Below are 21,606 nucleotides of genomic sequence, written 5' to 3' on the forward strand. Positions count from 1 at the left end.
GCTGCGCCGCTGGACGGACCCGAATTATGAGCAAAACTTTCCCCCTTCTTCCCCTTCGCGACATCGTCGCGTTTCCCGGCATGGTCGTGCCGCTGTTCGTGGGACGACCCAAGTCGGTCGCCGCGCTGGAAAAGGCGATGGAAAACGAGAAGGAGATCTTCCTCCTCGCCCAGCACGATCCCGGTTGCGACGATCCCGAACGCGATGATCTGTTCGAGAACGGCGTCGTGGCGCAGGTGCTGCAAATGCTGAAGCTGCCCGATGGCACTGTCCGCGTGCTGGTGGAGGGGCAATCGCGCGCGACCCTGCTGGATTTGCGTGAAGAGGGCGATCTGGTCGTCGCTTCGGTCGATCCGGTGCCGGAAGAGACGGTCGGCGGCAATGAAGTCGCGGCCATGATGCGCACCGCGGTCGACCAGTTCCGCGACTACGCGAAGCTCAACAAGAAGCTGCCCGACGGGATCGAGGACGAACTGGCCGAGATGGACGACGCCGGCAAGCTGGCCGATGCGATCTGCGCCAACCTCAACGCCAAGGTTGCCGACAAGCAGTCTTTGCTGGACGAAGCCGATCCGCTGAAGCGGCTGGAGATGGTCTATTCTTTCATGGAAGGCGAACTCTCCGTTCTTCAGGTCGAGCGGAAGATCCGCGGCCGCGTGAAGCGGCAGATGGAGAAGACGCAGCGCGAATATTACCTCAACGAACAGCTCAAGGCGATCCAGACCGAGCTTGGCGGCGAGGGCGAGGAAGGCGATGAAATCGCCGAACTCCAGCAGAAGATCGACACGCTCAAGATGTCGGACGAGGCCAAGGCAAAGGCGACGTCGGAGCTGAAGAAGCTCAAGACCATGCAGCCGATGAGTGCCGAGGCGACTGTCATTCGCAACTACCTCGACGTCCTGCTCGGCCTTCCGTGGGGCGAGAAGAGCCGCGTGAAGAAGGATATCGCGAAGGCCCAGGCCGTGCTGGATGAGGACCACTACGGTCTGGAAAAGGTCAAGGACCGGATCATCGAGTATCTTGCCGTGCAGGCGCGCACCAACAAGCTGAAGGGGCCAATTCTGTGCCTCGTCGGTCCGCCGGGCGTCGGCAAGACCAGCCTCGGAAAGTCGATTGCGCGGGCCACCGGTCGCGAGTTCATCCGCCAGTCGCTGGGCGGCGTGCGGGACGAAGCGGAAATCCGCGGCCATCGGCGCACCTATATCGGCTCGCTGCCGGGCAAGATCGTCTCCAACCTGCGCAAGGCGGGCAAGAGCAATCCGCTGTTCCTGCTCGACGAAATCGACAAGCTCGGCCAGGATTTCCGTGGCGATCCCGCGTCGGCGCTGCTCGAAGTGCTCGATCCCGAACAGAATGCGAAGTTCCAGGATCATTACCTGGAACTCGACATCGACCTGTCGGACATCATGTTCGTCACTACGGCCAATAGCCTGAACCTCCCGCAGCCGTTGCTCGACCGGATGGAGATCATCCGGCTGGAAGGCTATACGGAGGATGAGAAGGTCGAAATCGCGACCCGGCACCTGCTGCCCAAGCAGATCAAGGACCACGGCCTGAAGAAGGGCGAGTTCGAACTGACCGAAGGTGGCTTGCGCGACCTGATCCGTTACTACACGCGGGAAGCGGGCGTCCGCACGCTGGAGCGTGAGATCGCACGGCTGGCTCGCAAGAGCCTTCGCAAGATTCTCGAAAAGCAGGTCGCGAGCGTCACGATCACGCCCGAAAACCTCGGCGAGTTTGCGGGCGTGCGTAAGTTCAAGCACGGCATGAGCGAAGACGAGGCACAGGTCGGTGCAGTCACCGGGCTCGCTTGGACCGAAGTGGGCGGCGAGCTGCTTACCATCGAAAGCGTCACGACGCCGGGCAAGGGCGAGGTCAAGACCACCGGCAAACTGGGTGAGGTGATGAACGAAAGCGTCGCCGCAGCCTTCAGTTTCGTCAAGGCGCGCGCGCCTGCCTACGGCATCAAGCCCAGCATCTTCCAGCGCAAGAATATCCACATTCACCTACCCGAGGGCGCAGTGCCAAAGGACGGCCCGAGCGCCGGCGTGGGCATGGTCACCTCGATCGTGTCGGCGCTGACTGGCGTGACGGTGCGACCGGACGTGGCGATGACAGGCGAAGTCACCCTGCGTGGCCGGGTGCTGGCGATCGGCGGGCTGAAAGAGAAGCTTCTCGCGGCGCTGCGCGGCGGGATCAAGACTGTGCTGATCCCGGAAGAGAACGTGAAGGATCTCGCCGAGATACCCGACACGATTACCGACGGACTGGAGATCGTGCCGGTCAGCCATGTAGATCAGGTTCTGGAACGTGCGCTGACCGCCATCCCCGCGCCGATCGAGTGGACCGAGGCGGACGATCTCGCCAGCCAGCCTGTCGCCGGGGGCGTTACCCCTGCCGGTGCTGCGACCGCACACTGAGATTTCGCCGCCCGGTGCTGCGATGCAGCGAATCGGGCGGCGTCACCTCATGCGGCGTTTGACTGGGCCACGTCTGTCGCCGGGCAATTCCGTCCCGTTCGGGGAATAGGGGGCCAAAGCGCCGCTATTTGCGGCCAAACGTGCTGTTTAGGGCGCGTTTGCCTTTGACTTGACCGGGAAAAGCGGGTGAACTCCGCCGTTATCGCGATGGCGAACCGGCCATCGTCCAGACATCCGATCCAGAGGGGGTTCCGAAACCAATGAACAAAAACGAGCTAATCGGCGCAGTCGCAGACAGCAGCGGACTTTCCAAGACCGACGCCACGCGTGCGGTGGAAAGCGTTTTCGACACGATTACGCAGTCTCTGTCCAAGGGCGATGAAGTCCGGCTCGTCGGGTTCGGCACTTTCTCCGTCGCGCGCCGCAAGGCATCGACCGGGCGTAACCCCCGGACCGGCGAACCGATGAAGATCCCGGCCTCTACGCAGCCGAAGTTCAAGGCAGGCAAGGGTCTGAAGGACGCGGTTAACTGATCTAACTGCGGTTCCGATACGCAGCACAGAGTGACAAAGGCCGCCCGCACCCAATGGTCCGGGCGGCCTTTTCGTGCCCGATGCAGCGCCCTAGTCTGCTTGCCGCAGCTTCTGGTTTGCTGCGTAAAGCGCGATGGCCGCAGCATTGGAGACGTTCAGGCTTTCCATTGCCTCGCTGATCGGCAGCTTGGCGAGCGTGTCGCAATGTTCCGCGACGTTGTGTCGCAGGCCTTCGCCTTCTGCGCCCAAGACGATGGCAACCGGGCCCGCAGGCAGGGCGGCCGCGAAATCGCTCTCGGCCTCACCGGCTAGCCCGATGCGCCAGTAACCAGCCTCCGCGGCTTCCTGAAGCGCGCGGGACAGATTGACGACGCGAACCCACGGCACGAACTCGAGCGCACCGGAAGCGGATTTGGCCACCACGCCCGATTCGGGCGGTGCGTGCCGATCCTGCGTGACGATTGCGACGGCGTCGAATGCCGCGGCGGAGCGCAGGATGGCTCCCACGTTGTGCGGGTCGGTCACCTGGTCGAGAAACACGATCGGGCGTCCGCTATCGGCATCGAGCACATCGTCGAGATGCAGATCCTCCAGCGCGGCGCACTCCAGCACCAGCCCCTGATGCGGCGCATCCTTGGCGACCAGTCGCCCAAGGTCGGCGACATCGGCATATTCGACCGGGAAACCTTCGGGCAGTTCGCCATCGAGCGATTCGACCCCCTCGCGCGTCGCCCACAGCTTGCGATGGCTGCGTTCGGGGTTCTTGAGCGCCGCTTCGACCGCGTGGCGGCCCCACAGGCGCACCTGGCCGCTGCTCGCCCGGCCGCTTCCGCGTCCGTTCTTCATCCGCCCTGCGCGGCCGCGCAATGCGCGCTTGTCGCCTTTCCTGGCCAATTCCATCGATCCTTGTGGCAAGTGTGAGGCGGCGTCCTGCCAGCACGGCCATTGACAGGCAAGCGCGGCTTCGCCAATGGGGCGCCTCTCGGCACTCAGGACCGGCTTCTAGCGCGGTCCGACAAGCGGCTTCAGGGCCGCAAATGCCTCAGGGTGTGGACAGGTGGCCGAGTGGTTAAAGGCAGCAGACTGTAAATCTGCCCGCGCAAGCGTACGCTGGTTCGAATCCAGCCCTGTCCACCACCTTTCTTCCGCTCCAATGCCTGAAATGTGACCGTGTCGCGTTGGCGCGCCATGGGGCTTGACCGGCGCGGCTGTTGGCAGCAGCGCTTTTCGGGTCATGTCTACCGGCCATCCATTCTCCCGAGATGAATCCCCCGCCATCGACAACCGGGAAAGCTCCGCTTTGCAGCGTCCACCGGGCGACTGCTATTTCAATCGAGAGCTGAGCTGGCTGTCGTTCAACGACCGCGTTCTCAGCGCGGCGGACAATGCCGACAATCCCCTGCTTGAGCGGCTGCGCTTCCTTTCCATTTCGGGCAGCAATCTCGACGAGTTCATGATGATCCGCGTGGCAGGGCTTGCCGGGCAGGTGAACCGCGGGATCGAACGGCTGTCGATCGACGGTCAGACGCCGAGCCAGCAGCTCGCCGCCATTCGCGAGCGGATCGATGCGCTGGAGCAGCGGCAGCAGGCCAGCCTCGCCGAAATCGGACGACTGCTGGAAGGCGAGGGCGTCCGTATCGCCGCGATCGCTTCTCTGGACGCTGACCGGCGCCGGGAACTTCGCCAGTATTTCGTGCATCACATTCTGCCCGCGCTGACGCCGCAGGCGATCGACCCGGCTCACCCGTTTCCATTCGTCCCGAACCTCGGCATGGGGCTGTTGTTCGATCTGGAACGCAAGGACGGCGGCGGGTCGTTGACGTCCATGGTGCTGATCCCGTCGGGCCTCAATCGCTTCGTGCGGCTGGCAGGTGACGACGCGACGTATGTGGCGATCGAGGATTTGATCCGCACACATGCGAACAGCCTGTTTCCCGGTTTCGAAGTGCACCGCGACGGCGTGTTCCGTATCCTGCGCGACAGCGACATCGAGATCGAGGAGGAAGCCGAAGATCTCGTGCGCTATTTCCGTAGCGCCATCCAGCGGCGGCGCCGTGGCAGCGTCATCCGGCTTGAGCTGGAAGAAGCCTTCGACAACGATGCAGAGGCGTTGTTGCGCGAGCAGCTTACCGTCCCGCAGACGATGGTGGCGCGCACCAGGGGATTGCTGGGCATCGCGGACCTCGCGGCAATCGTTGACGAGGACCGCGCCGAGCTCAAGTTCGCGCCGTACACCCCGCGCTATCCGGAGCGGGTGACGGAGTATGACGGCGATTGCTTCGCAGCGATCCGGGCCAAGGACTTCATCGTCCACCACCCGTACGAAAGTTTCGAGGTCGTCGTGGACTTCGTGCGACAGGCTGCTCGCGACCCGGCCGTGATCGCGATCAAGCAGACGCTTTACCGCGCGGGCGACCAGTCACCGATCATAAACGCACTGATCGAAGCGGCGGAAAACGGCAAGTCGGTGACGGCGGTGGTCGAACTGAAGGCCCGCTTCGACGAGGAACGCAACCTCCAGTGGGCGAGCGAGCTGGAACGCGCGGGCGTGCAGGTCATCTACGGGTTCGTCGACTGGAAAACCCATGCGAAGGTCGCAATGGTCGTGCGGCGGGAGGACGGCGTCAATCGCACCTACTGCCATTTCGGCACGGGTAACTATCACCCTCTCACTTCGCGCATCTACACCGACCTCAGCTTCTTCACGGCAGACCCGCGTTATGGCCGGGATGCGGGTAAGCTGTTCAATTTCATCACCGGCTATGTCGAACCGAAGGCGGAACTGCTGGCGATTTCTCCGCTCAACCTGCGCGCCACGCTGTACGAGCTGATCGATCGCGAGATCGAAAACAGCCGCAAGGGGCGACCGGCCGCGATCTGGGCCAAGCTGAATTCCCTGACCGAGAAGGGCGTCATCGACCGCCTCTACGATGCAAGCGCCGCGGGCGTTGATATCCGGTTGGTCGTGCGCGGGAATTGCTGCCTGAGGCCCGGCGTGCCCGGCCTGTCGGAGAACATTCGCGTCAAGTCGATCATCGGACGCTTTCTGGAACACGGGCGGATATGGGCGTTTGCCAATGGCTACGCGCTGCCGAGCGCGCGGGCGAAAGTGTACATTTCGTCCGCCGATGCCATGTCGCGCAATCTCAATCGCCGGATCGAGGTGCTGGTGCCGATCCGCAATGCGACCGTTCACGATCAGGTTCTCGAACAGGTACTGATGGCCAATTTGCTCGACGATGTGTTGAGCTGGAACTTGCAGAGCGACGGGAGTTACGAGCGCGCGCCCCTTGGCGAAACGCCGTTCAACTGCCACGACTACTTCATGACCAACCCTTCCCTTTCCGGGCGCGGCGAAGCGCTCGGGTCGAAATCCGTGCCCAAGCTGTCGCTCGGCAGGCGCGCACGTTGAACCGCGCAGACGCGAAGGAGCAGCGACGCGCCGTCGTCGACATCGGTTCGAACACGGTCCGCCTGGTGGTCTATGGCGAGCCCGCGCGCGCGCCGAGCACCTGGGTGAACGAGAAGGTCGTCGCGCGGCTTGGCCGCGATCTCGAAGCGACCGGGGAGATACCGGAGGAAGGCTTCGACATCGCACTGCCCGCGCTTCAGCGATACGCGATGATCCTCGACAATCTGCGAATGGAATCCGTCGAAGTCTTGGCCACTGCCGCCGTGCGCGATGCAGCCAATGGCCCCGCATTCGTCGACCGCGCTGCGAATGCCGGACTCGTGCCGCGCGTCCTCACCGGCGAGGAAGAGGCCCGCGCGTCCGCCATGGGTGTGCTGGGGGCCTTCCCTGACGCGCATGGCGTGGTCTGCGACCTTGGCGGCGGCAGCCTCGAGCTGGTTTCTGTGGCGGGCGGCGACAGCCACGACGGGCACTCTCTACCGCTCGGTACCTTGCGATTGCCTGCCCTGCGAGATCACGGAGAGCAGGCATTCGACGAACGCGTCCGCAGTTGCATCGGCGAAGCGGGCTGGGCGGGGCGGCATCCCGGACCGCTGTATATGGTCGGCGGCACCTGGCGGGCCTTCGCGGCATGGGCAATGCAGAAGCTCGACTATCCGATCGACGACCCCCACGGTTTCGAGCTGCCGGTCGAACAGGCGCGCGACTTCGCGAAGGCTGTCGCGGCGGAGGCGCCTGATACGCTGGCAGATCTGTCCGGCGTTGCAAGTTCACGCAGCGAAGCGCTGCCCCATGCCGCAGCCTTGCTGGCCATCATGCTGGAAGAACTCGATCCCGATTCGCTGGTCTTCAGTTCCTGGGGATTGCGAGAGGGCGTGCTGTTCGAGCAGCTCGATCCGCTGGTCCGCGCACAGGACCCGTTTCTCGTTGGGACGACACATTTCGCGGCCTCGCGCGGGGTCGATCCGGGCACTGCGACGCAGGTCGCCGCATGGTGCGTCGCAGCGTCAGGTGGTGGAGCACCGGGGGAGGAGCGCTTGCGGATGGGGGCTACCAAGCTGGCGCTGGCGAACGCGCGGGTCGAACCGAACTGGCGGGCCCGCCACGCGCTGGACTGGGCGCTCAACAAGCGCTGGATCGGGCTGGACATGGCCGGGCGCGGTCAACTCGCATCGGCGCTGTGGGCGAGTTGCGGCAATTCCGACTTTCCGCCCGGAGTGGAACGGCTGGCGGATGAGGCAGCGCTTCGACGTGCGGCAGGCTGGGGCCTCGCAACGCGACTTCATCGCCGGCTCGGAGGCGGTTCGAAGCTTGCCCTGAAAGTCACGCGGCTGCTGCGCGAAGAGGATAGGCTGGTCCTCGAAGTGGAAGAAGGCAGTGCCGCTCTCGTTGGTCCGCAAGGGGAAAGCGATCTCTCCATTCTGGCAGATTGGCTCGGCCTGGCACCGCAGGTCCGCACCGTCGCCAACGCGGACTGACGGCTATTCTGCCGGCACGCTTTCGGGTTGGACTGGTGCACCGCCGGTGCGCATCGAGAAACGGTCCCAAAAGTTGAAAACAGGCTTGCTCAGCAGCCAGAGGGCCAGAACTGCGATCCCTGAGACGATCCCGTCGACGGCATAGTGGTAGGCGGTGTGGACCGAGCCGATCCAGATAACGATCAGGAAAATAAGGGCGGCCCGACCCAGCTTCGGATCGATCTCCCGGCACGCTAGCCAGTAGAGGAAAGCAATCGCCACGTGCATGCTGGGCATGGCAGTGATCCCGCTGCCGAGCCCGCTTTCGTCGGCATGAAACCAGTCGAGCAAAAGCCCCTGAACGGTCAGCGTCATCACCGGCACCTGCTCGTTCGCGGCGTTTAGATAAGCCATCTGGGGCGCAAACGTCGCATCGCCGGTCAGCGGCTCCAAGAAAGCAGGCCCCACCGAGGCGAGCCAGGTGGCCAGCGCCCCGCCGACCAGCGCCCATGCGAGAACGTAACAGAAGAAGAACCGCCGCTTCGTGTCTTCGCTAACGCGGGGGTGATAGATCAGCATCAGGACGCCGGGGTAGATGAGTAGCATCCACAGATGATACGCGACCGCAATAAGCGCGGTGACGACGGGATAACCGAACACGGGCTGAAGGACGCGCCACGCATCCTGGCCGAAGAACAGCGCGCGGTCCCACGCGATGAAGGTCGCGTCCCAGGTGTAATCGTTGAACAGCGGGATCATCGACTTCATCATCGAGAACAGCGGCATGAGGACGATGACGATCAGCAGGAGCGGGACGCCGGCGAGGAACGCTCGGCGAAGGTCGGGATCGCCGTAACGCTGCTTCAGACACGCGATCGGGCTGTCGGGCCGCTCCCGCCACAGGGTCGCGAACAGATCGAGAGTAAGGAAGACGACGCCACTCGCCAGGAACAGTTTGGCGTTCCCCAGGACGCCGCCGATGCCGGGGAGCACGCCCTTCGACTGCGCCAGCGCCAGTACGACGATGCTCCACGCGATTGCGACCGCATAGACCGGCACCTGCGCGCGATAGGCCTGCCTGAAATACCCCGTTGCCATGCGTTGCTGCCATAGCGTGCGAATCTGGCAAAATCGATAACGCGCGGCCGGGGCGCAGCTTGCGATTGTCCGAGCTATCGCTTGTCGCCTCGCGCCGCGGTCCCTAAGTGGTCCCAATGGCAGGCGAACTGGTAGATAACACGGGCAAGGGCGAAGCACGCTGGAGCTGGCCCCCGATTCACCCCGAGGGATACAAATTCGGCGCGATCTTCGCAGCCGTGACGCTGGTGTTCGCGTTTCTGGCGTGGGAGACACTGGCCTGGCCGTTCGGCGCGTTGACGCTGGGGGCTCTGGCATTCTTTCGCGATCCGGAACGCGCCGTTCCGCAGGACGAGAATGCGATCATTGCCCCGGCCGACGGCCTCGTCACGCTTATCACCGAAGTCGAGCCTCCGCCGGAACTCCAGATCGACGACCAGGACGGGCGCGGGCTGGGCAGCCAGTCGGTCACGCGCGTGTCGATCTTCATGAGCGTGTTCGATGTGCACATCAATCGCTCCCCCGTCAGCGGGACGATCCGCCGCGTCGTCTACATCCCCGGCAAATTCATGAATGCCGATCTCGACAAGGCGAGCGAAGAGAACGAGCGCCAGCATATCCTGGTCGAACAGGGTAATGGACAGGCCATCGGCTTTACCCAGATCGCCGGGCTGGTAGCGCGCCGCATCGTGCCATTCGTCAAGCCGGGCGACATCGTGGCTGCCGGGCAGCGGGTTGGCCTGATTCGCTTCGGCAGCCGTGTCGACGTCTACCTGCCGCAGGGCACTCTGCCGGAGGTTCTGCTGGGTCAGAAGATCGTTGCCGGTGAGACAGTGATTGCGCGCATTGGGCAGCAACGCCTGATCGAGGGCGTTGCCCAGTGAAGTCGGACCGGCCGGACCCCGGCTATCGCGTTGGCCCGAAGGCCGCCGAGGACGAGGTATTTCCGCCTGCGCCACGGGCGCGTGGTCTGACGCTTCGGGCGGTCATTCCCAATGCGATAACCGCCGCGGCGCTCTGTGTGGGGCTGACCGGAATCCGATTCGCGATCGGCGGCAACTTCGAAATGGCGGTGCTGGCGATCCTCATCGCCGGGATGCTCGACGGGATCGACGGGCGGATAGCCCGCCTCCTCAAAGCGCAGTCACGCTTCGGTGCGGAGCTGGACAGTCTCGCGGACTCGCTCAGTTTCGGCATGGCTCCGGCGCTGATCATGTTCATGTGGACATTGCAGGACCTGCCGCGGTTCGGCTGGTTCGCGTCGCTGGCATTCGCAATCTGCTGCGCGCTTCGCCTTGCGAGGTTCAACGCACAGATCGATACCGACGATCAGCCGCACAAGTCGGCCGGCTATCTCACCGGCGTTCCGGCGCCGGTGGGGGCAGGGCTGGCGTTTCTGCCCTTCTACCTGCACGTCTCGACGGGGATCGAACTGTTCAAGGAGCCACTGCTCGTCACCGCATGGGTGGCAGTAATCGCCTTCTTGATGATCTCGAACATGGCGACGCTCAGCTGGACTTCGATCAGGCCACGCCGCAGCATCCGGCTAGAAGCGATCGCGCTCGCGGGACTTCTAGTGGCTGCGCTATTGCTCGAACCCTGGTGGACCCTGGCGATAATCTGCATCGGGTATCTCATCCTGATACCCTATTCGCTGGTTCGCTACAGCAGGTTCAAGCGGCAGCGCGCCGCCCGTAGCTGACGCGCGCGGCTGCGGGAGCGGCCCAGCCACGACCTGCCCGGCTGCGAGCGAGAGCTGCGGTTTCGCGACGGATGACCGTGACGGTTTCCGTGCGATGCAGTTCTGCGGTCACGGCCCGGTAGCTGGCAAGCGATTGCCGCAGGGAATGAGCGAGGGACAGGGTTGCGAAAGTGGCAATAGCAATCAACGCCATCGCGATCAGAAAACCGACCATCAAACTATCTTTCCAATGGTCACAACCTTGGGGGCAGGCTGTGGATATGTTGTGGTTAACGCTGTATGACAACCTTTGTTCCCCAAGCGTTCTTGCGAGTATATGTTCCCTTTATGTTCCTAGTGTCAACCGATTCGTTCTGGATCGGACCGATTCTCCTTATGCCGCGCCGCCGATTGGTACTGGTCAAGCGAGAACATAGACGCTAAGGGCGCGCACGTCCGGAGACCGGTCGGCAGCTTTGCCGCACGTATTTCCGGGCAAATTCACATGGAAGGCGCCGACATACCGGTGCCCGCGCTGGCCGATGGCCATCGCAGGTTCCCTGCCTTCCAGAGGACAAACCGGAAAGGAATTATCTATGGCGGCTCCTACCGTCACGATGCAGCAATTGATTGAGGCCGGCGCACACTTCGGCCACCAGACCCACCGCTGGAACCCGCGGATGAAGCCGTACATCTTCGGCGCCCGCAACGGTGTTCACATTATCGACCTGTCGCAGTCCGTGCCGCTGTTCGCGCGTGCGCTCGACTTCATCTCGTCGACGGTCGGCGCGGGCGGCAAGGTTCTGTTCGTCGGCACGAAGCGCCAGGCGCAGGATCCGATCCGCGAAGCAGCGCTCGCCGCGGGCCAGCACTTCGTGAACTACCGCTGGCTCGGCGGGATGCTGACCAACTGGAAGACCATCAGCGAACGGATCAAGTTCCTGAAGTCGCTCGATGAGCGTCTTTCGGGTGACACCGCTGGTCTGACCAAGAAGGAAGTCCTCGACCTCACGCGCAAGCGCGACAAGCTCGAAATGTCGCTCGGCGGCATTCGCGACATGGGCGGCCTGCCCGACGTCATGTTCGTGATCGACGCGAACAAGGAAGATCTCGCGATCAAGGAAGCCAACGTGCTTGGTATTCCGGTGGTCGCGGTGCTCGACACCAACGTCGATCCGAGCGGTATCGCATTCCCGATCCCGGGCAATGACGATGCGAGCCGGGCGATCCGCCTGTATTGCGACGCCGTTTCGGAAGCTGCGACGAAGGGTGGCAACCGTGCCGCTCCCGAGTCGGGCGAAGATATGGGAGCGATGGAAGAGCCGCCGGCAGAGGCCGAGGCTGCCAGCGCCTGATCGCTGTCGCTGCGCCGTCATCTCGGCGCGCCACAAGACCAACGGCGCCGGGCCCTTCGTGGCCTGGCGCCCACATTTTTGCTGAAGGAATTGACCATGGCTGCTTTCACAGCTGCTGACGTTAAGAAGCTGCGCGAAAAGACCGGCGCAGGCATGATGGACGCCAAGAAGGCGCTCGAAGAAGCGAACGGCGACATCGAAGCCGCTGTCGACGCACTGCGCGCGAAGGGCCTCGCCACCGCACAGAAGAAGTCGAGCCGCACCGCAGCGGAAGGCCTCGTCGGCGTGGCCGTGGAAGGCACCAAGGGCGTTGCCGTCGAAGTGAACTCGGAAACGGACTTCGTGGCCAAGAACGACCAGTTCCAGGACTTCGTTCGCAAGACGACGCAGGTCGCGCTGGCGCAGGACAGCGATGACGTCGACGCGCTCAAGGCTGCTGCCTATCCCGACGGCGGCACCGTTGCCGACAAGCTGACCGACAACGTCGCCACGATCGGTGAGAACCAGCAGGTTCGCCGCGTGAAGAGCGTTTCGGTGAACGAAGGCGTCGTCTTCCCCTACGTCCACAACGCCGCCTCTGACGGCCTGGGCAAGATCGGTGTGCTCGTGGCGCTGGAAAGCGACGCGGATCGCGCCGTGCTCGAAGACCTCGGCAAGAAGCTGGCGTGGCACATTGCTGCTGCTTTCCCGCAGGCGCTGAACGCCGACGGCCTCGACGCCGAAATGATCGAGCGTGAGCGTTCGATTGCCGCAGAAAAGGCTGCCGAAAGCGGCAAGCCGGCTGAAGTGCAGGAAAAGATGGTCGACGGCGCGGTGAAGAAGTTCGCCAAGGAAAACGCGCTGTTGAGCCAGCTGTTCGTCATGGACAACAAGACCCCGATCGAACAGGTCGTCGCGCAGGCCGCCAAGGACGCCGGTGCCAAGATCGAACTGACGGACTATGTCCGCTACCAGCTCGGCGAAGGCATCGAGAAGGAAGAAAGCGATTTCGCCGCAGAAGTCGCTGCTGCCGTCGGCGGTTGATCACCGAATTGCGGGAGACCGGGATTTGCCCCGGGACCGCGCTCGCAAAAGGCCTCCGGACATGGCGTCCGGGGGCCTTTTTGCTGTCACAAGCCGCGCAGCCTTTCCCTTTGCGCGGGTCGGCTGCGCCCGCTAAGGACCGCGAAGTCCCCACAATTTCTGGATAACGTTCACCCATGCCGCTCAGCTCCGCCAAACGCGTCCTCCTCAAGCTGTCGGGCGAGGTGTTGATGGGCGATGGCGAGTTCGGGATCGATCCGGCTTTCGTTGCCGAACTGGCGAAAGAGGTGAAGGCAGCCAAGGACACCGGGTTGGAGATCTGCCTGGTCATCGGCGGCGGCAACATCTTTCGCGGAATGGCAGGCGCGGCGCAGGGGATGGACCGTGCGCAGGCCGACTACATGGGTATGCTCGCCACGGTGATGAACGCGCTGGCGATGCAGAACGCGCTCGAACAACTGGGCGTCTCGACCCGCGTGCAGAGCGCGGTCCAGATGGACCAGGTGTGCGAACCGGTCATCCGCCGCCGCGCGGAACGGCATCTCGAAAAGGGCCGCGTCGTCATCTTCGCTGCCGGTGTGGGTGCGCCTTATTTCACGACCGATTCCGGCGCGGCATTGCGTGCGGCCGAAATGAAGTGCGATGCGCTTTTGAAAGGTACGAGCGTCGATGGGGTCTATGATAGCGATCCAAAGACCAATCCGCAGGCCAAGCGTTTTGAAACAGTGGGTTACGACCGCGTGTTGGCGGACAATCTGAAGGTCATGGACGCGTCAGCCGTGGCGCTGTGCCGTGACAATGACATTCCGATCGTCGTATTCTCCATTCGCGAGCAGGGCAATCTGGCCCGCGTGCTCAGCGGACAGGGCGTCCAGACGGTCGTTCAAGCGAAAGGGTAAGTAATGGCGAAATATGACAAGGCTGACATCGAACGTCGGATGAGCGGTGCGGTAGACAGCCTGAAAAGCGATCTTTCCGGTCTGCGCACGGGCCGTGCGAACACCAGCCTGCTCGATCCCGTTCATGTCGAGGTCTATGGCGCGATGATGCCGCTGAACCAGGTCGCCACCGTTTCGGCGCCCGAGCCGCGGATGCTGAGCGTGCAGGTATGGGACAAGAGCAACATCAGCGCGGTCGAGAAGGGCATTGCCCACGCTAATCTCGGATTGAACCCGATGATCGACGGCCAGACCCTGCGTCTGCCGATGCCCGATCTGACGGAAGAGCGTCGTCGCGATCTTGCAAAGCTGGCCGGCAAATATGCCGAGAACGCGAAGATCGCGATCCGCAACGTACGCCGCGATGCGAACGAAGCGCTGAAGGAAGACGAGAAGAAGAAGGAAATCTCCGAAGACGAGCGCAAGCGGCACGAGGACGACGTCCAGAAGCTGACCGACCGTTTCGTCGGCGAGGCGGACGACGCTGCGGCCAAGAAGGAACAGGAAATCCTCACTCAGTGAGCCTTGGCCGCTCCGGACCGACACAATGACAGAGCAATCGCCGCCCACAGCGCGTCACGTCGCGATTATCATGGATGGCAACGGACGCTGGGCGAAGCGCAAGCACTTGCCCCGCGCCATCGGCCATCAGCGCGGGGTCGAGGCCGTGCGCAAGCTGGTGCGCGGCTGCGGCGAACTCGGGCTGGAGTGCATCACGCTATACGCCTTCTCCTCGGAAAACTGGAAACGGCCTGAGGACGAGGTCGACGATTTGATGAACCTGATGCGAAAGTTCATCAAATCGGACCTGCCCGAATTCATTGAAAACGGCATTCGGCTGAAGATAATCGGTGACTGGCGGGGGCTCGCTCCCGACATCGTCGAGATGCTGGAAGATGCCCTAGAGAGGACCGCCGGCGGCACGCAGACCGTTGCCGTCGCGCTCAACTATGGTTCGCAGAACGAGATCGCCCGCGCTGCCAACGCAGCGCAGGCCGATGACGGAAGCGTGACGGTCGAAGGGATCGCGCGACACCTCGATACCGCCGATCTGCCGCCGCTCGACCTGCTGATCCGCACCAGTGGAGAGATCCGCCTCTCGAACTTCCTGTTGTGGCAGTGTGCCTATGCGGAAATGTGGTTCACCGACACTTTGTGGCCCGACTTCTCCGTCGATCACTTGCGGCAGGCCCTCAGCGAGTTTTCCGGGCGGGAGCGGCGCTATGGGGGACGGTGAATCGATGCCCGTGCCGCTGGCTACCCGGACGTCCGATCTGAAGGTGCGGTCGCTATCGGCCGTGGTCATGCTCGCCATCGTCGGCCTGGCGCTATGGCTGGGCGGCTGGGCGTGGGTCGGCCTGGTCGCGGTGGTCGCAGGCCTGACGTTCCTCGAATACGCGCGGCTTTCGCGGCGCGCATTCGCCGGCGCGGGGCTGGTCATCGCCCTGGTGCTTGGTGCGACCTATATTGCGGCGGCGGGATTGAGCCTTGCTAAGCTGCCGATCGCCGTCCTGCTGGGCGTGGTCGCGGTCGTGATTGCAACGGACACCGGCGCCTATTTCTCCGGCCGGGCCATCGGCGGACCGAAGATCGCACCGTCGATCAGCCCTTCCAAGACCTGGGCCGGGCTCATCGGAGGTGCCACGTTGGCGGGCTGCGTTTCGACCGGTTTTCTGATCTACAACATGGGCGGGCTGAAGCTTACACCGATGCTGCTGGTTGCCTTCGCAATCGGCGCGGTGCTGGCGGTGCTGGCACAAGCAGGCGACTTTTTCGAAAGCTGGCTGAAACGGCGCGCAGGCGTGAAGGACAGCTCGCGCCTGATCCCCGGTCATGGCGGCGTGTTCGACCGGGTGGACGGATTGCTGCCCGTGGCTATCGCTGCGCTGCCGCTCTGGGCGATGCACCCGTGACACGCAGCATTTCCATTTTCGGCGCGACCGGCTCGATCGGCGCGTCGACACTAGACCTTATTCGCCGCAATCGTAGCGAATGGCGCGTCGTCGCATTGACGGCGAATTGCTCGGCGAGCGAGCTTGCAGACCTGTCGCGGGAGTTCGACGCAGAGTTTGCGGTGGTGGCAGATGTTGGCTGCCTAGCCGAACTGCGGGCGGGCCTCTCGGGGAGCGACACGGAAGCAGCAGGCGGTCCACAAGCGCTGGTCGATGCGGCGCGGCGCGGTGCGGATCTGACGGTCGCGGCGATCGTCGGCTGCGCGGGCCTCGCCCCGGTAATGGCAGCAGTCGAGCAGGGCGGCACCATCGCGCTAGCCAACAAGGAAGCGCTGGTATCCGCGGGCGGCGTGCTGATGGACGCGGTGGAGCGTCACGGCGCCACGCTTCTGCCGACGGACAGCGAGCACAATGCCATTTTCCAGTGTCTCGCCGGAAATACGCTCGCCCATGTGAAGCGCATCACGCTGACGGCGAGCGGTGGGCCATTCCGCGAATGGACTGAAGCCCAGCTGGACGCAGCCACGCCGGAACAGGCGGTCAGGCATCCGAACTGGGACATGGGCGCGAAGATCAGTGTCGATTCCGCGAACATGATGAACAAGGGGCTGGAGTTGATCGAGGCTTGGCACCTGTTCCCTGTTGGGCTCGACAGGCTGGACATCGTGGTCCACCCGCAAAGCGTCATTCATTCGATGGTCGAGTACCGCGACGGGTCCACGCTGGCGCAGCTTGGCCCCAGCGACATGCGCGTGCCGATTGCCAGCTGCCTCGCATGGCCGGAGCGCATGGATACGCCGATGCCGGCGTTGGACTTGCCCACCATCGGCGAACTCAGTTTCTTTGCCCCCGACGAAACTCGCTTTCCCGCGACGCGCCTTGCGCGGCAGGCGGCGGAAGCGGGTGGGGCGGCGCCAGCCGTGCTGAACGCCGCTAACGAAATTGCGGTCGCCGCCTTCCTCGCCGGTCAGATCAAGTTCACCCGCATTGCGTCAATGGTCGAGCAACTGCTTTCCCGCTATGCTCCGCCTGCGCCCGCATCGCTTGCCGATGTGCTGGCGATCGATGCCGAAGCACGCGCGATGGCTTCCGATATGCTGGAGACCGCCTGAAGTGACTGATGCGATACCCTGGTGGATGTGGATCGTCGGCTTTCTGGCCGTGCTGGGTCCGCTCGTCACGGTGCACGAGCTTGGGCATTATCTGGTCGGGCGCTGGTTCGGCGTGAAGGCCAATGCCTTCTCGATCGGCTTCGGCAAGGAACTTGTCGGCTGGACCGACAAGCGCGGCACCCGCTGGAAAATCGCTGCCCTGCCGCTGGGCGGCTACGTCCAGTTTGCGGGCGACATGGACCCGTCGAGCCGCTCGGTCGAGAACGAGGAATGGCTCGCCCTGCCTGAGCAAGAGCGTGCCCAGACGTTCCAGGCGAAGACCCTGTGGCAACGCGCGCTGATCGTTGCGGCAGGGCCATTCACCAACTTCGCCGTGGCAGTGCTGATCCTCGGCGGATTTGCCTACGCCTATGGCGACGTCGTCATCCCGCCGCGTGTTGCTGCAGTGGAGGAAAACGGGGCGGCAATGGCCGCGGGCGTACAGCCTGGCGACGAAATTACCGCCATCGACGGGAAGGCGATCGGCTCGTTCCTCGATCTGCGCAATCACGTCGTGATGCATCCGGGGGAATCGATCCGGCTCGGACTGGAGCGTGAGGGCCGGGCGATCGAACTCGATTTCACGATCCCCGCGCTGGTTGAAAAGGACCGGTTCGGCAACGAGTACCGCAAGGGCTACCTCGGCGTGCAGGCCGTCCCCGGGGAGCTTGTTCCCGTGGGACCGATCGAAGCTATCGGCGTAGGTGTCAGCAGGACGGGCGAAATCCTCGCCATGGGGATCGACGGGCTGGGGCAGATCATCACCGGGCGCCGTCCCGTCTCCGAACTTGGCGGGCCGCTGAAGATCGCGAAATTCAGCGGCGAGCGGCTGTCGCTCGGCTGGCAAAGTTTCGTGGAATTTGCGGCATTTATTTCAATTAACTTGGCATTCATTAACCTGCTGCCAATCCCCGCCCTCGACGGTGGGCACCTCGCATTTTACGCGGCAGAAGCAATCCGCCGCAAACCCCTTGGTCCCCGCAGTCAGGAATGGGCGTTCCGCACCGGCATAGCCTTCGTGCTAGCGTTGATGCTGTTCGTGACGATCAACGATCTGGTATCGCTGACCGGCCTTTCGAGCGGGTAGGTGATTTCCGGGTAAAATCGCGCCGGCAAGGCGGCAGCCGACCCGACTACGCTTGATTGGCATCGCGCCATCGGGCAGAGGGCGGCCACTGTTTCCCCGGCAGCCTTTGCTCCGGGCGAACGTGCCAAGCCAGCGCAACCAGGACGGGAACACGCGTGTCGAACTTTTCGATCTCCACCAGCGGACGCAATATCTCTCGGGCGACGGCGCTGCTGCTCGCCGGAACCTGCTTTGCCGGGGTGCCCGGCGCGGCGCTGGCGCAGGATACCGCGGCCGAGCCCGCGAGCCCGACGACCACATCGCTCGATCAGCAGCAGGTCATCCGCACCATTTCGGTCGCTGGCGCGCAGCGGCTGGAGCCGCAAACGATCCTCAGCTATATCAAGCTGCGCACCGGACAGGTCTACACGCAGGCCGCGGGCGACCAGGCGCTGAAGGACCTCGCCGAGACCGAGCTGTTCTCCGATTACACCATCCGTTTCAACGACGGGAACCTGGTGATCGAAGTCGTCGAGAATCCGGTGGTCAATCGCATCATCCTGGAAGGCAACCAGCGGATCAAGAACGACAAGATCCTGCCGGAAATCAAGCTTGCGCCGCGCCAGATCTTCACGCGCTCCAAGGTCCGCGCCGACGTTGCGCGCATTATCGAGCTGTACAAGCGGCAGGGACGCTTTGCCGCGGTGGTCGAACCGAACATGGTCATGCTCGACCAGAACCGCGTCGATATCGTCTACGAAATCAGCGAAGGGCCCAAGTCCAAGGTCCGTCAGATCAACATCCTTGGTAACGAGGCTTTCAGCGATAACGAGCTGAAGGGCGAGATGGTGACCAAGGAGTCCGGCGGTCTGCTGACGATCTTCAGCTCCAACACCAGCTACGATCCCGACCGCCTTGCATTCGACCAGCAGAAGCTGCGTCTGTTCTATCTGACCGAAGGTTACGCCGACTTCCGCGTCGTTTCCGCCGTGGCCGAGCTTACGCCGGACAAGGAAGACTTCATCATCACTTACGTGGTGGAAGAAGGGGAACGCTACAAGTTCGGTGACGTGACTGCCGAAAGCCTGATCCGCGATTTCGACAGCGAGCGACTGACCGCCAGCCTGCCGATGAAGACCGGCGACTGGTACGACGCCAAGCTGGTCGAAGACACGGTCGAGCAGATGACCGAAACCGCCGGCACCTTCGGCTATGCCTTCGCCGACGTCTCGCCGGAATTCCTGCCGAACCGCGAGAGCAAGACCATGGACGTGCGCTTCGTGATGAACGAGGCACCGCGCGTCTATGTCGAGCAGATCGACGTCAACGGGAACACGCTGACGCAGGACAAGGTCGTGCGCCGCGAATTCCGCATCGCGGAAGGCGACGCCTTCAACTCCCTGTCGGTCAAGCGTTCGACGAACCGCATCAATTCGCTTGGCTACTTCCAGGAAAACTTCGAGATCGAGCAGAAGCCGGGCAGTCAGCTCGACCGCATCCTGCTCGAAGCGAATGTCGAGGAAAAGCCGACCGGCGAACTCCAGCTTTCGGCCGGTTTCTCCAGCCTCGAGAGCTTCATCCTTCAGGCTTCCATCCGGCAGCGGAACTTCCGCGGTCGCGGGCAGACCGTAGGTGCCAGCGTCAACTGGTCCCGCTTCTCGCGCTCCGGCACGATCAGCTTCTTCGAGCCGTATGTGTTCGACAAGAACTTCTCGGCCGGCTTCGACATCTACCGGCGCGACTACAACAACGGCTTCTTCAACCGCGACAATGCGACGTATGAGCAGGCCACCACCGGCGCGCAGCTGCGCGGTGCGGTGCCCCTGTCAGAATACATGTCGCTGATCGGTAAATACACGTTCAACTACGACCAGATCACGATCGACGAGGGCCGCTTCTTCTCGGACTTCGACGGTGACGGGGTGCAGGAATGCGAGCCCCTGATCGCGGGCCGCTACATCTGCGAAGCGCTGGGCAATCGCACCAGCTCGATCGTCGGCCTTTCGCTGATCTACGACACGCTCAACAACCGCGTTCGCCCGACACGCGGTGAGACGGTGACGGTGTCGACCGACTTTGCCGGTCTGGGCGGGAACGTGCGGTATGCCCGCGGCCGCGCGAACGCGGCGAAGTTCTGGTCGCTCGGCAGCGGGTTCATCTTCTCGCTCTCTGCCGAGGGTGGTTACATCAAGGGTCTGAAGGACCGCGGCGAAGGCGTGGACGACGTCCTGCTGACCGACCGCTTCTTCCTTGGCGAACCGCAGATGCGCGGCTTCGACATTCGCGGTGTCGGCCCGCGCGTGCTGCGCGAATTCCTCACCTCCGATGGAGAGGGCGGGGTGACGGTTGCCGATACGCAGGACGATTCGCTGGGCGGCAATGCCTATTACCTCGGGCGTGCGGAAGTCGAGATTCCGCTGGGCTCGGGCGCTCGCGAACTGGGTCTGCGTCCGTCGATCTTCGTCGATGTCGGGTCGCTGTTCAACGTTACCGCGCCGGAACTCAATCAGAGCCCGCTCGGCAACGAGATTTTCATTCCGACCCGCAACGACGACGGCGTTCCGCTGTATTTCCAGGACAACGATCCCGATACGCGCGACGACGACGTTACGCTCGCCATCCCGGACGGTGGCAACGTTCCGACGGGGGCAATTGCGCTCGGACAGACACTTCCTGCCTTCCGCGAACGGTTCGTCGGCGACAGCCCGAAACCGCGCGTCTCGGTGGGCATCGGGGTTAACTGGAATTCGCCGTTCGGCCCCTTCCGCATCGACTTCGCTCAGACCCTGTTAAAGCAGGAAGGTGACGATACGAAGCGGTTCTCATTCAATGTAGGGACACAGTTCTAATGCACATTCTTACCAAGCCGGCGATGGCCGCCGGTCTCGCTCTTGCTGCCATCGCTTCGCCCATGGCGGCAACGCCCGCAGCGGCGCAGGCCGCGCAGCGCGTCGGCATCGTGAACATCAACGCCGTGGTCGCGAACTCGACCGCGTTCCAGACCGCGCAGACCCAACGCCAGACGACCTACAAGGCGCAGATCGATCAGGCGACCACGCGCCAGAACGCGCTGAACGCCCAGCTGACCCCGCTGGTGCAGAACCTGCAGACCGCCAGCCAGGCTGCCAATGCGAACCAGCAGACGCTGCAGACGCAGGCCAATCAGATCCAGCAGATCCGCCAGCAGGGCGAGCGTGAGCTGGCCACCATCCTGCAACCGGTCGAACTCAGCCGCGCCTACGTGGCGGAGCAGATCCAGGACCAGCTCGCCGCCGCGATCGAGAACGCTGCCAGCGCGCAGAAGGTCCAGCTTGTGCTGAGCCCCGACACCGTGATCTACGCTGCCGAAGCACTCAACATGAACCAGGCGGTGCTGAACGAACTCAACCGCCTGATCCCCTCGGCGCAGCTCGTGCCGCCGGCTGGCTGGATGCCCCGCCAGATACGCGAAGCGCAGGCCGCTCAGGCTGCGCAGGCCGGTGCGCAGGCCCCGGCGCAGCAGCCCGTTCAGGGCCGCTGAACAACATACGGACAGGGGTGG

19 protein-coding genes and 1 tRNA gene are annotated in these 21,606 nt (G+C 63.5%); 17 read left to right on the forward strand and 3 right to left on the reverse strand.

The genetic code is table 11. The features are described from left to right. Nucleotides 1-26 precede the first annotated feature (26 nt). Both lon and ACXYN8_RS11195 read left to right on the forward strand, forming a co-directional pair. The gene (gene lon, locus ACXYN8_RS11190) at nucleotides 27-2,420 is read left to right on the forward strand and encodes an endopeptidase La (RefSeq protein ID WP_458889524.1); all 2,394 of its coding nucleotides are present in this window, start codon (nucleotides 27-29) and stop codon (nucleotides 2,418-2,420) included. Between the two features lie 260 nt (nucleotides 2,421-2,680). Beyond that, nucleotides 2,681-2,953 (forward strand): HU family DNA-binding protein, encoded by a 273-nt coding sequence (locus ACXYN8_RS11195; RefSeq protein WP_458889525.1) that lies wholly within the window; start codon nucleotides 2,681-2,683, stop codon nucleotides 2,951-2,953. A 90-nt stretch (nucleotides 2,954-3,043) separates the two neighbouring features. On the opposite strand, the gene rlmB is transcribed toward ACXYN8_RS11195, so the two are convergent. Next, nucleotides 3,044-3,853 carry a 23S rRNA (guanosine(2251)-2'-O)-methyltransferase RlmB gene (gene rlmB, locus ACXYN8_RS11200; RefSeq protein ID WP_458889526.1) on the reverse strand — a complete coding sequence of 270 codons (810 nt, stop codon included), beginning with the start codon at nucleotides 3,851-3,853 and terminating at the stop codon, nucleotides 3,044-3,046. Between the two features lie 151 nt (nucleotides 3,854-4,004). On the opposite strand from rlmB, the gene ACXYN8_RS11205 reads away from it, so the two are divergent. From ACXYN8_RS11205 to ACXYN8_RS11215, 3 genes are all read left to right on the forward strand, one after another. Further along, a tRNA-Tyr gene (locus ACXYN8_RS11205) sits at nucleotides 4,005-4,090 on the forward strand. A gap of 97 nt (nucleotides 4,091-4,187) precedes the next feature. Next, the gene (locus tag ACXYN8_RS11210) at nucleotides 4,188-6,365 is read left to right on the forward strand and encodes an RNA degradosome polyphosphate kinase (RefSeq protein WP_458889527.1); all 2,178 of its coding nucleotides are present in this window, start codon (nucleotides 4,188-4,190) and stop codon (nucleotides 6,363-6,365) included. Beyond that, on the forward strand, nucleotides 6,362-7,843 hold the full coding sequence (locus tag ACXYN8_RS11215) for a Ppx/GppA phosphatase family protein (RefSeq protein ID WP_458889528.1): 1,482 nt from the start codon (nucleotides 6,362-6,364) through the stop codon (nucleotides 7,841-7,843). Before ACXYN8_RS11210 ends, ACXYN8_RS11215 begins: the two co-directional genes overlap by 4 nt. Before the next feature lie 3 nt (nucleotides 7,844-7,846). On the opposite strand, the gene ACXYN8_RS11220 is transcribed toward ACXYN8_RS11215, so the two are convergent. Next, a complete protein-coding gene (locus ACXYN8_RS11220; RefSeq protein WP_458889529.1) occupies nucleotides 7,847-8,920 on the reverse strand; it encodes a phosphatase PAP2 family protein in 1,074 nt (357 codons plus the stop codon). A gap of 116 nt (nucleotides 8,921-9,036) precedes the next feature. On the opposite strand from ACXYN8_RS11220, the gene ACXYN8_RS11225 reads away from it, so the two are divergent. Together ACXYN8_RS11225 and ACXYN8_RS11230 are read left to right on the forward strand one after the other, a co-directional pair. Next, nucleotides 9,037-9,783 carry a phosphatidylserine decarboxylase gene (locus ACXYN8_RS11225; protein WP_458889531.1) on the forward strand — a complete coding sequence of 249 codons (747 nt, stop codon included), beginning with the start codon at nucleotides 9,037-9,039 and terminating at the stop codon, nucleotides 9,781-9,783. Further along, nucleotides 9,780-10,601 (forward strand): CDP-alcohol phosphatidyltransferase family protein, encoded by an 822-nt coding sequence (locus ACXYN8_RS11230; RefSeq protein ID WP_458889532.1) that lies wholly within the window; start codon nucleotides 9,780-9,782, stop codon nucleotides 10,599-10,601. The genes ACXYN8_RS11225 and ACXYN8_RS11230 overlap by 4 nt, the downstream gene beginning before the upstream one ends. On the opposite strand, the gene ACXYN8_RS11235 is transcribed toward ACXYN8_RS11230, so the two are convergent. Next, nucleotides 10,573-10,815 (reverse strand): hypothetical protein, encoded by a 243-nt coding sequence (locus tag ACXYN8_RS11235; protein ID WP_458889533.1) that lies wholly within the window; start codon nucleotides 10,813-10,815, stop codon nucleotides 10,573-10,575. The genes ACXYN8_RS11230 and ACXYN8_RS11235 overlap by 29 nt on opposite strands. A gap of 361 nt (nucleotides 10,816-11,176) precedes the next feature. Here ACXYN8_RS11235 and rpsB point away from each other — a divergent pair, with 361 nt between their 5' ends. The 10 genes from rpsB (at nucleotide 11,177) to ACXYN8_RS11285 (ending at nucleotide 21,585) form a co-directional block, all read left to right on the forward strand. Next, nucleotides 11,177-11,935 carry a 30S ribosomal protein S2 gene (rpsB, locus tag ACXYN8_RS11240; protein ID WP_458889534.1) on the forward strand — a complete coding sequence of 253 codons (759 nt, stop codon included), beginning with the start codon at nucleotides 11,177-11,179 and terminating at the stop codon, nucleotides 11,933-11,935. A 96-nt stretch (nucleotides 11,936-12,031) separates the two neighbouring features. Further along, entirely contained in the window at nucleotides 12,032-12,958 is a 927-nt protein-coding gene (gene tsf, locus ACXYN8_RS11245) for a translation elongation factor Ts (protein ID WP_458889535.1), read from the forward strand. A 176-nt stretch (nucleotides 12,959-13,134) separates the two neighbouring features. Further along, complete coding sequence (pyrH, locus tag ACXYN8_RS11250; RefSeq protein WP_458889536.1) at nucleotides 13,135-13,857, forward strand: UMP kinase; 723 nt, start codon at nucleotides 13,135-13,137, stop codon at nucleotides 13,855-13,857. 3 nt (nucleotides 13,858-13,860) lie between these two features. Next, complete coding sequence (frr, locus tag ACXYN8_RS11255; protein ID WP_458889537.1) at nucleotides 13,861-14,418, forward strand: ribosome recycling factor; 558 nt, start codon at nucleotides 13,861-13,863, stop codon at nucleotides 14,416-14,418. A gap of 25 nt (nucleotides 14,419-14,443) precedes the next feature. Then, nucleotides 14,444-15,133, forward strand: a complete 690-nt coding sequence (uppS, locus tag ACXYN8_RS11260; protein WP_458889538.1) for a polyprenyl diphosphate synthase — start codon at nucleotides 14,444-14,446, stop codon at nucleotides 15,131-15,133. Next, nucleotides 15,120-15,809, forward strand: a complete 690-nt coding sequence (locus ACXYN8_RS11265; protein ID WP_458889539.1) for a phosphatidate cytidylyltransferase — start codon at nucleotides 15,120-15,122, stop codon at nucleotides 15,807-15,809. The genes uppS and ACXYN8_RS11265 overlap by 14 nt, the downstream gene beginning before the upstream one ends. After that, nucleotides 15,806-16,960, forward strand: a complete 1,155-nt coding sequence (locus ACXYN8_RS11270) for a 1-deoxy-D-xylulose-5-phosphate reductoisomerase (RefSeq protein ID WP_458889540.1) — start codon at nucleotides 15,806-15,808, stop codon at nucleotides 16,958-16,960. The genes ACXYN8_RS11265 and ACXYN8_RS11270 overlap by 4 nt, the downstream gene beginning before the upstream one ends. A 1-nt stretch (nucleotide 16,961) precedes the next feature. Next, nucleotides 16,962-18,086 (forward strand): RIP metalloprotease RseP, encoded by a 1,125-nt coding sequence (gene rseP, locus ACXYN8_RS11275; RefSeq protein WP_458889541.1) that lies wholly within the window; start codon nucleotides 16,962-16,964, stop codon nucleotides 18,084-18,086. 155 nt (nucleotides 18,087-18,241) lie between these two features. Next, nucleotides 18,242-20,914, forward strand: coding sequence for an outer membrane protein assembly factor BamA (gene bamA, locus ACXYN8_RS11280; RefSeq protein ID WP_458889542.1), 2,673 nt, complete (start codon nucleotides 18,242-18,244; stop codon nucleotides 20,912-20,914). Then, nucleotides 20,914-21,585 carry an OmpH family outer membrane protein gene (locus ACXYN8_RS11285; RefSeq protein WP_458889543.1) on the forward strand — a complete coding sequence of 224 codons (672 nt, stop codon included), beginning with the start codon at nucleotides 20,914-20,916 and terminating at the stop codon, nucleotides 21,583-21,585. Before bamA ends, ACXYN8_RS11285 begins: the two co-directional genes overlap by 1 nt. Nucleotides 21,586-21,606: the final 21 nt, after the last annotated feature.

It is taken from the genome of Altererythrobacter sp. CAU 1778 (assembly GCF_054482795.1).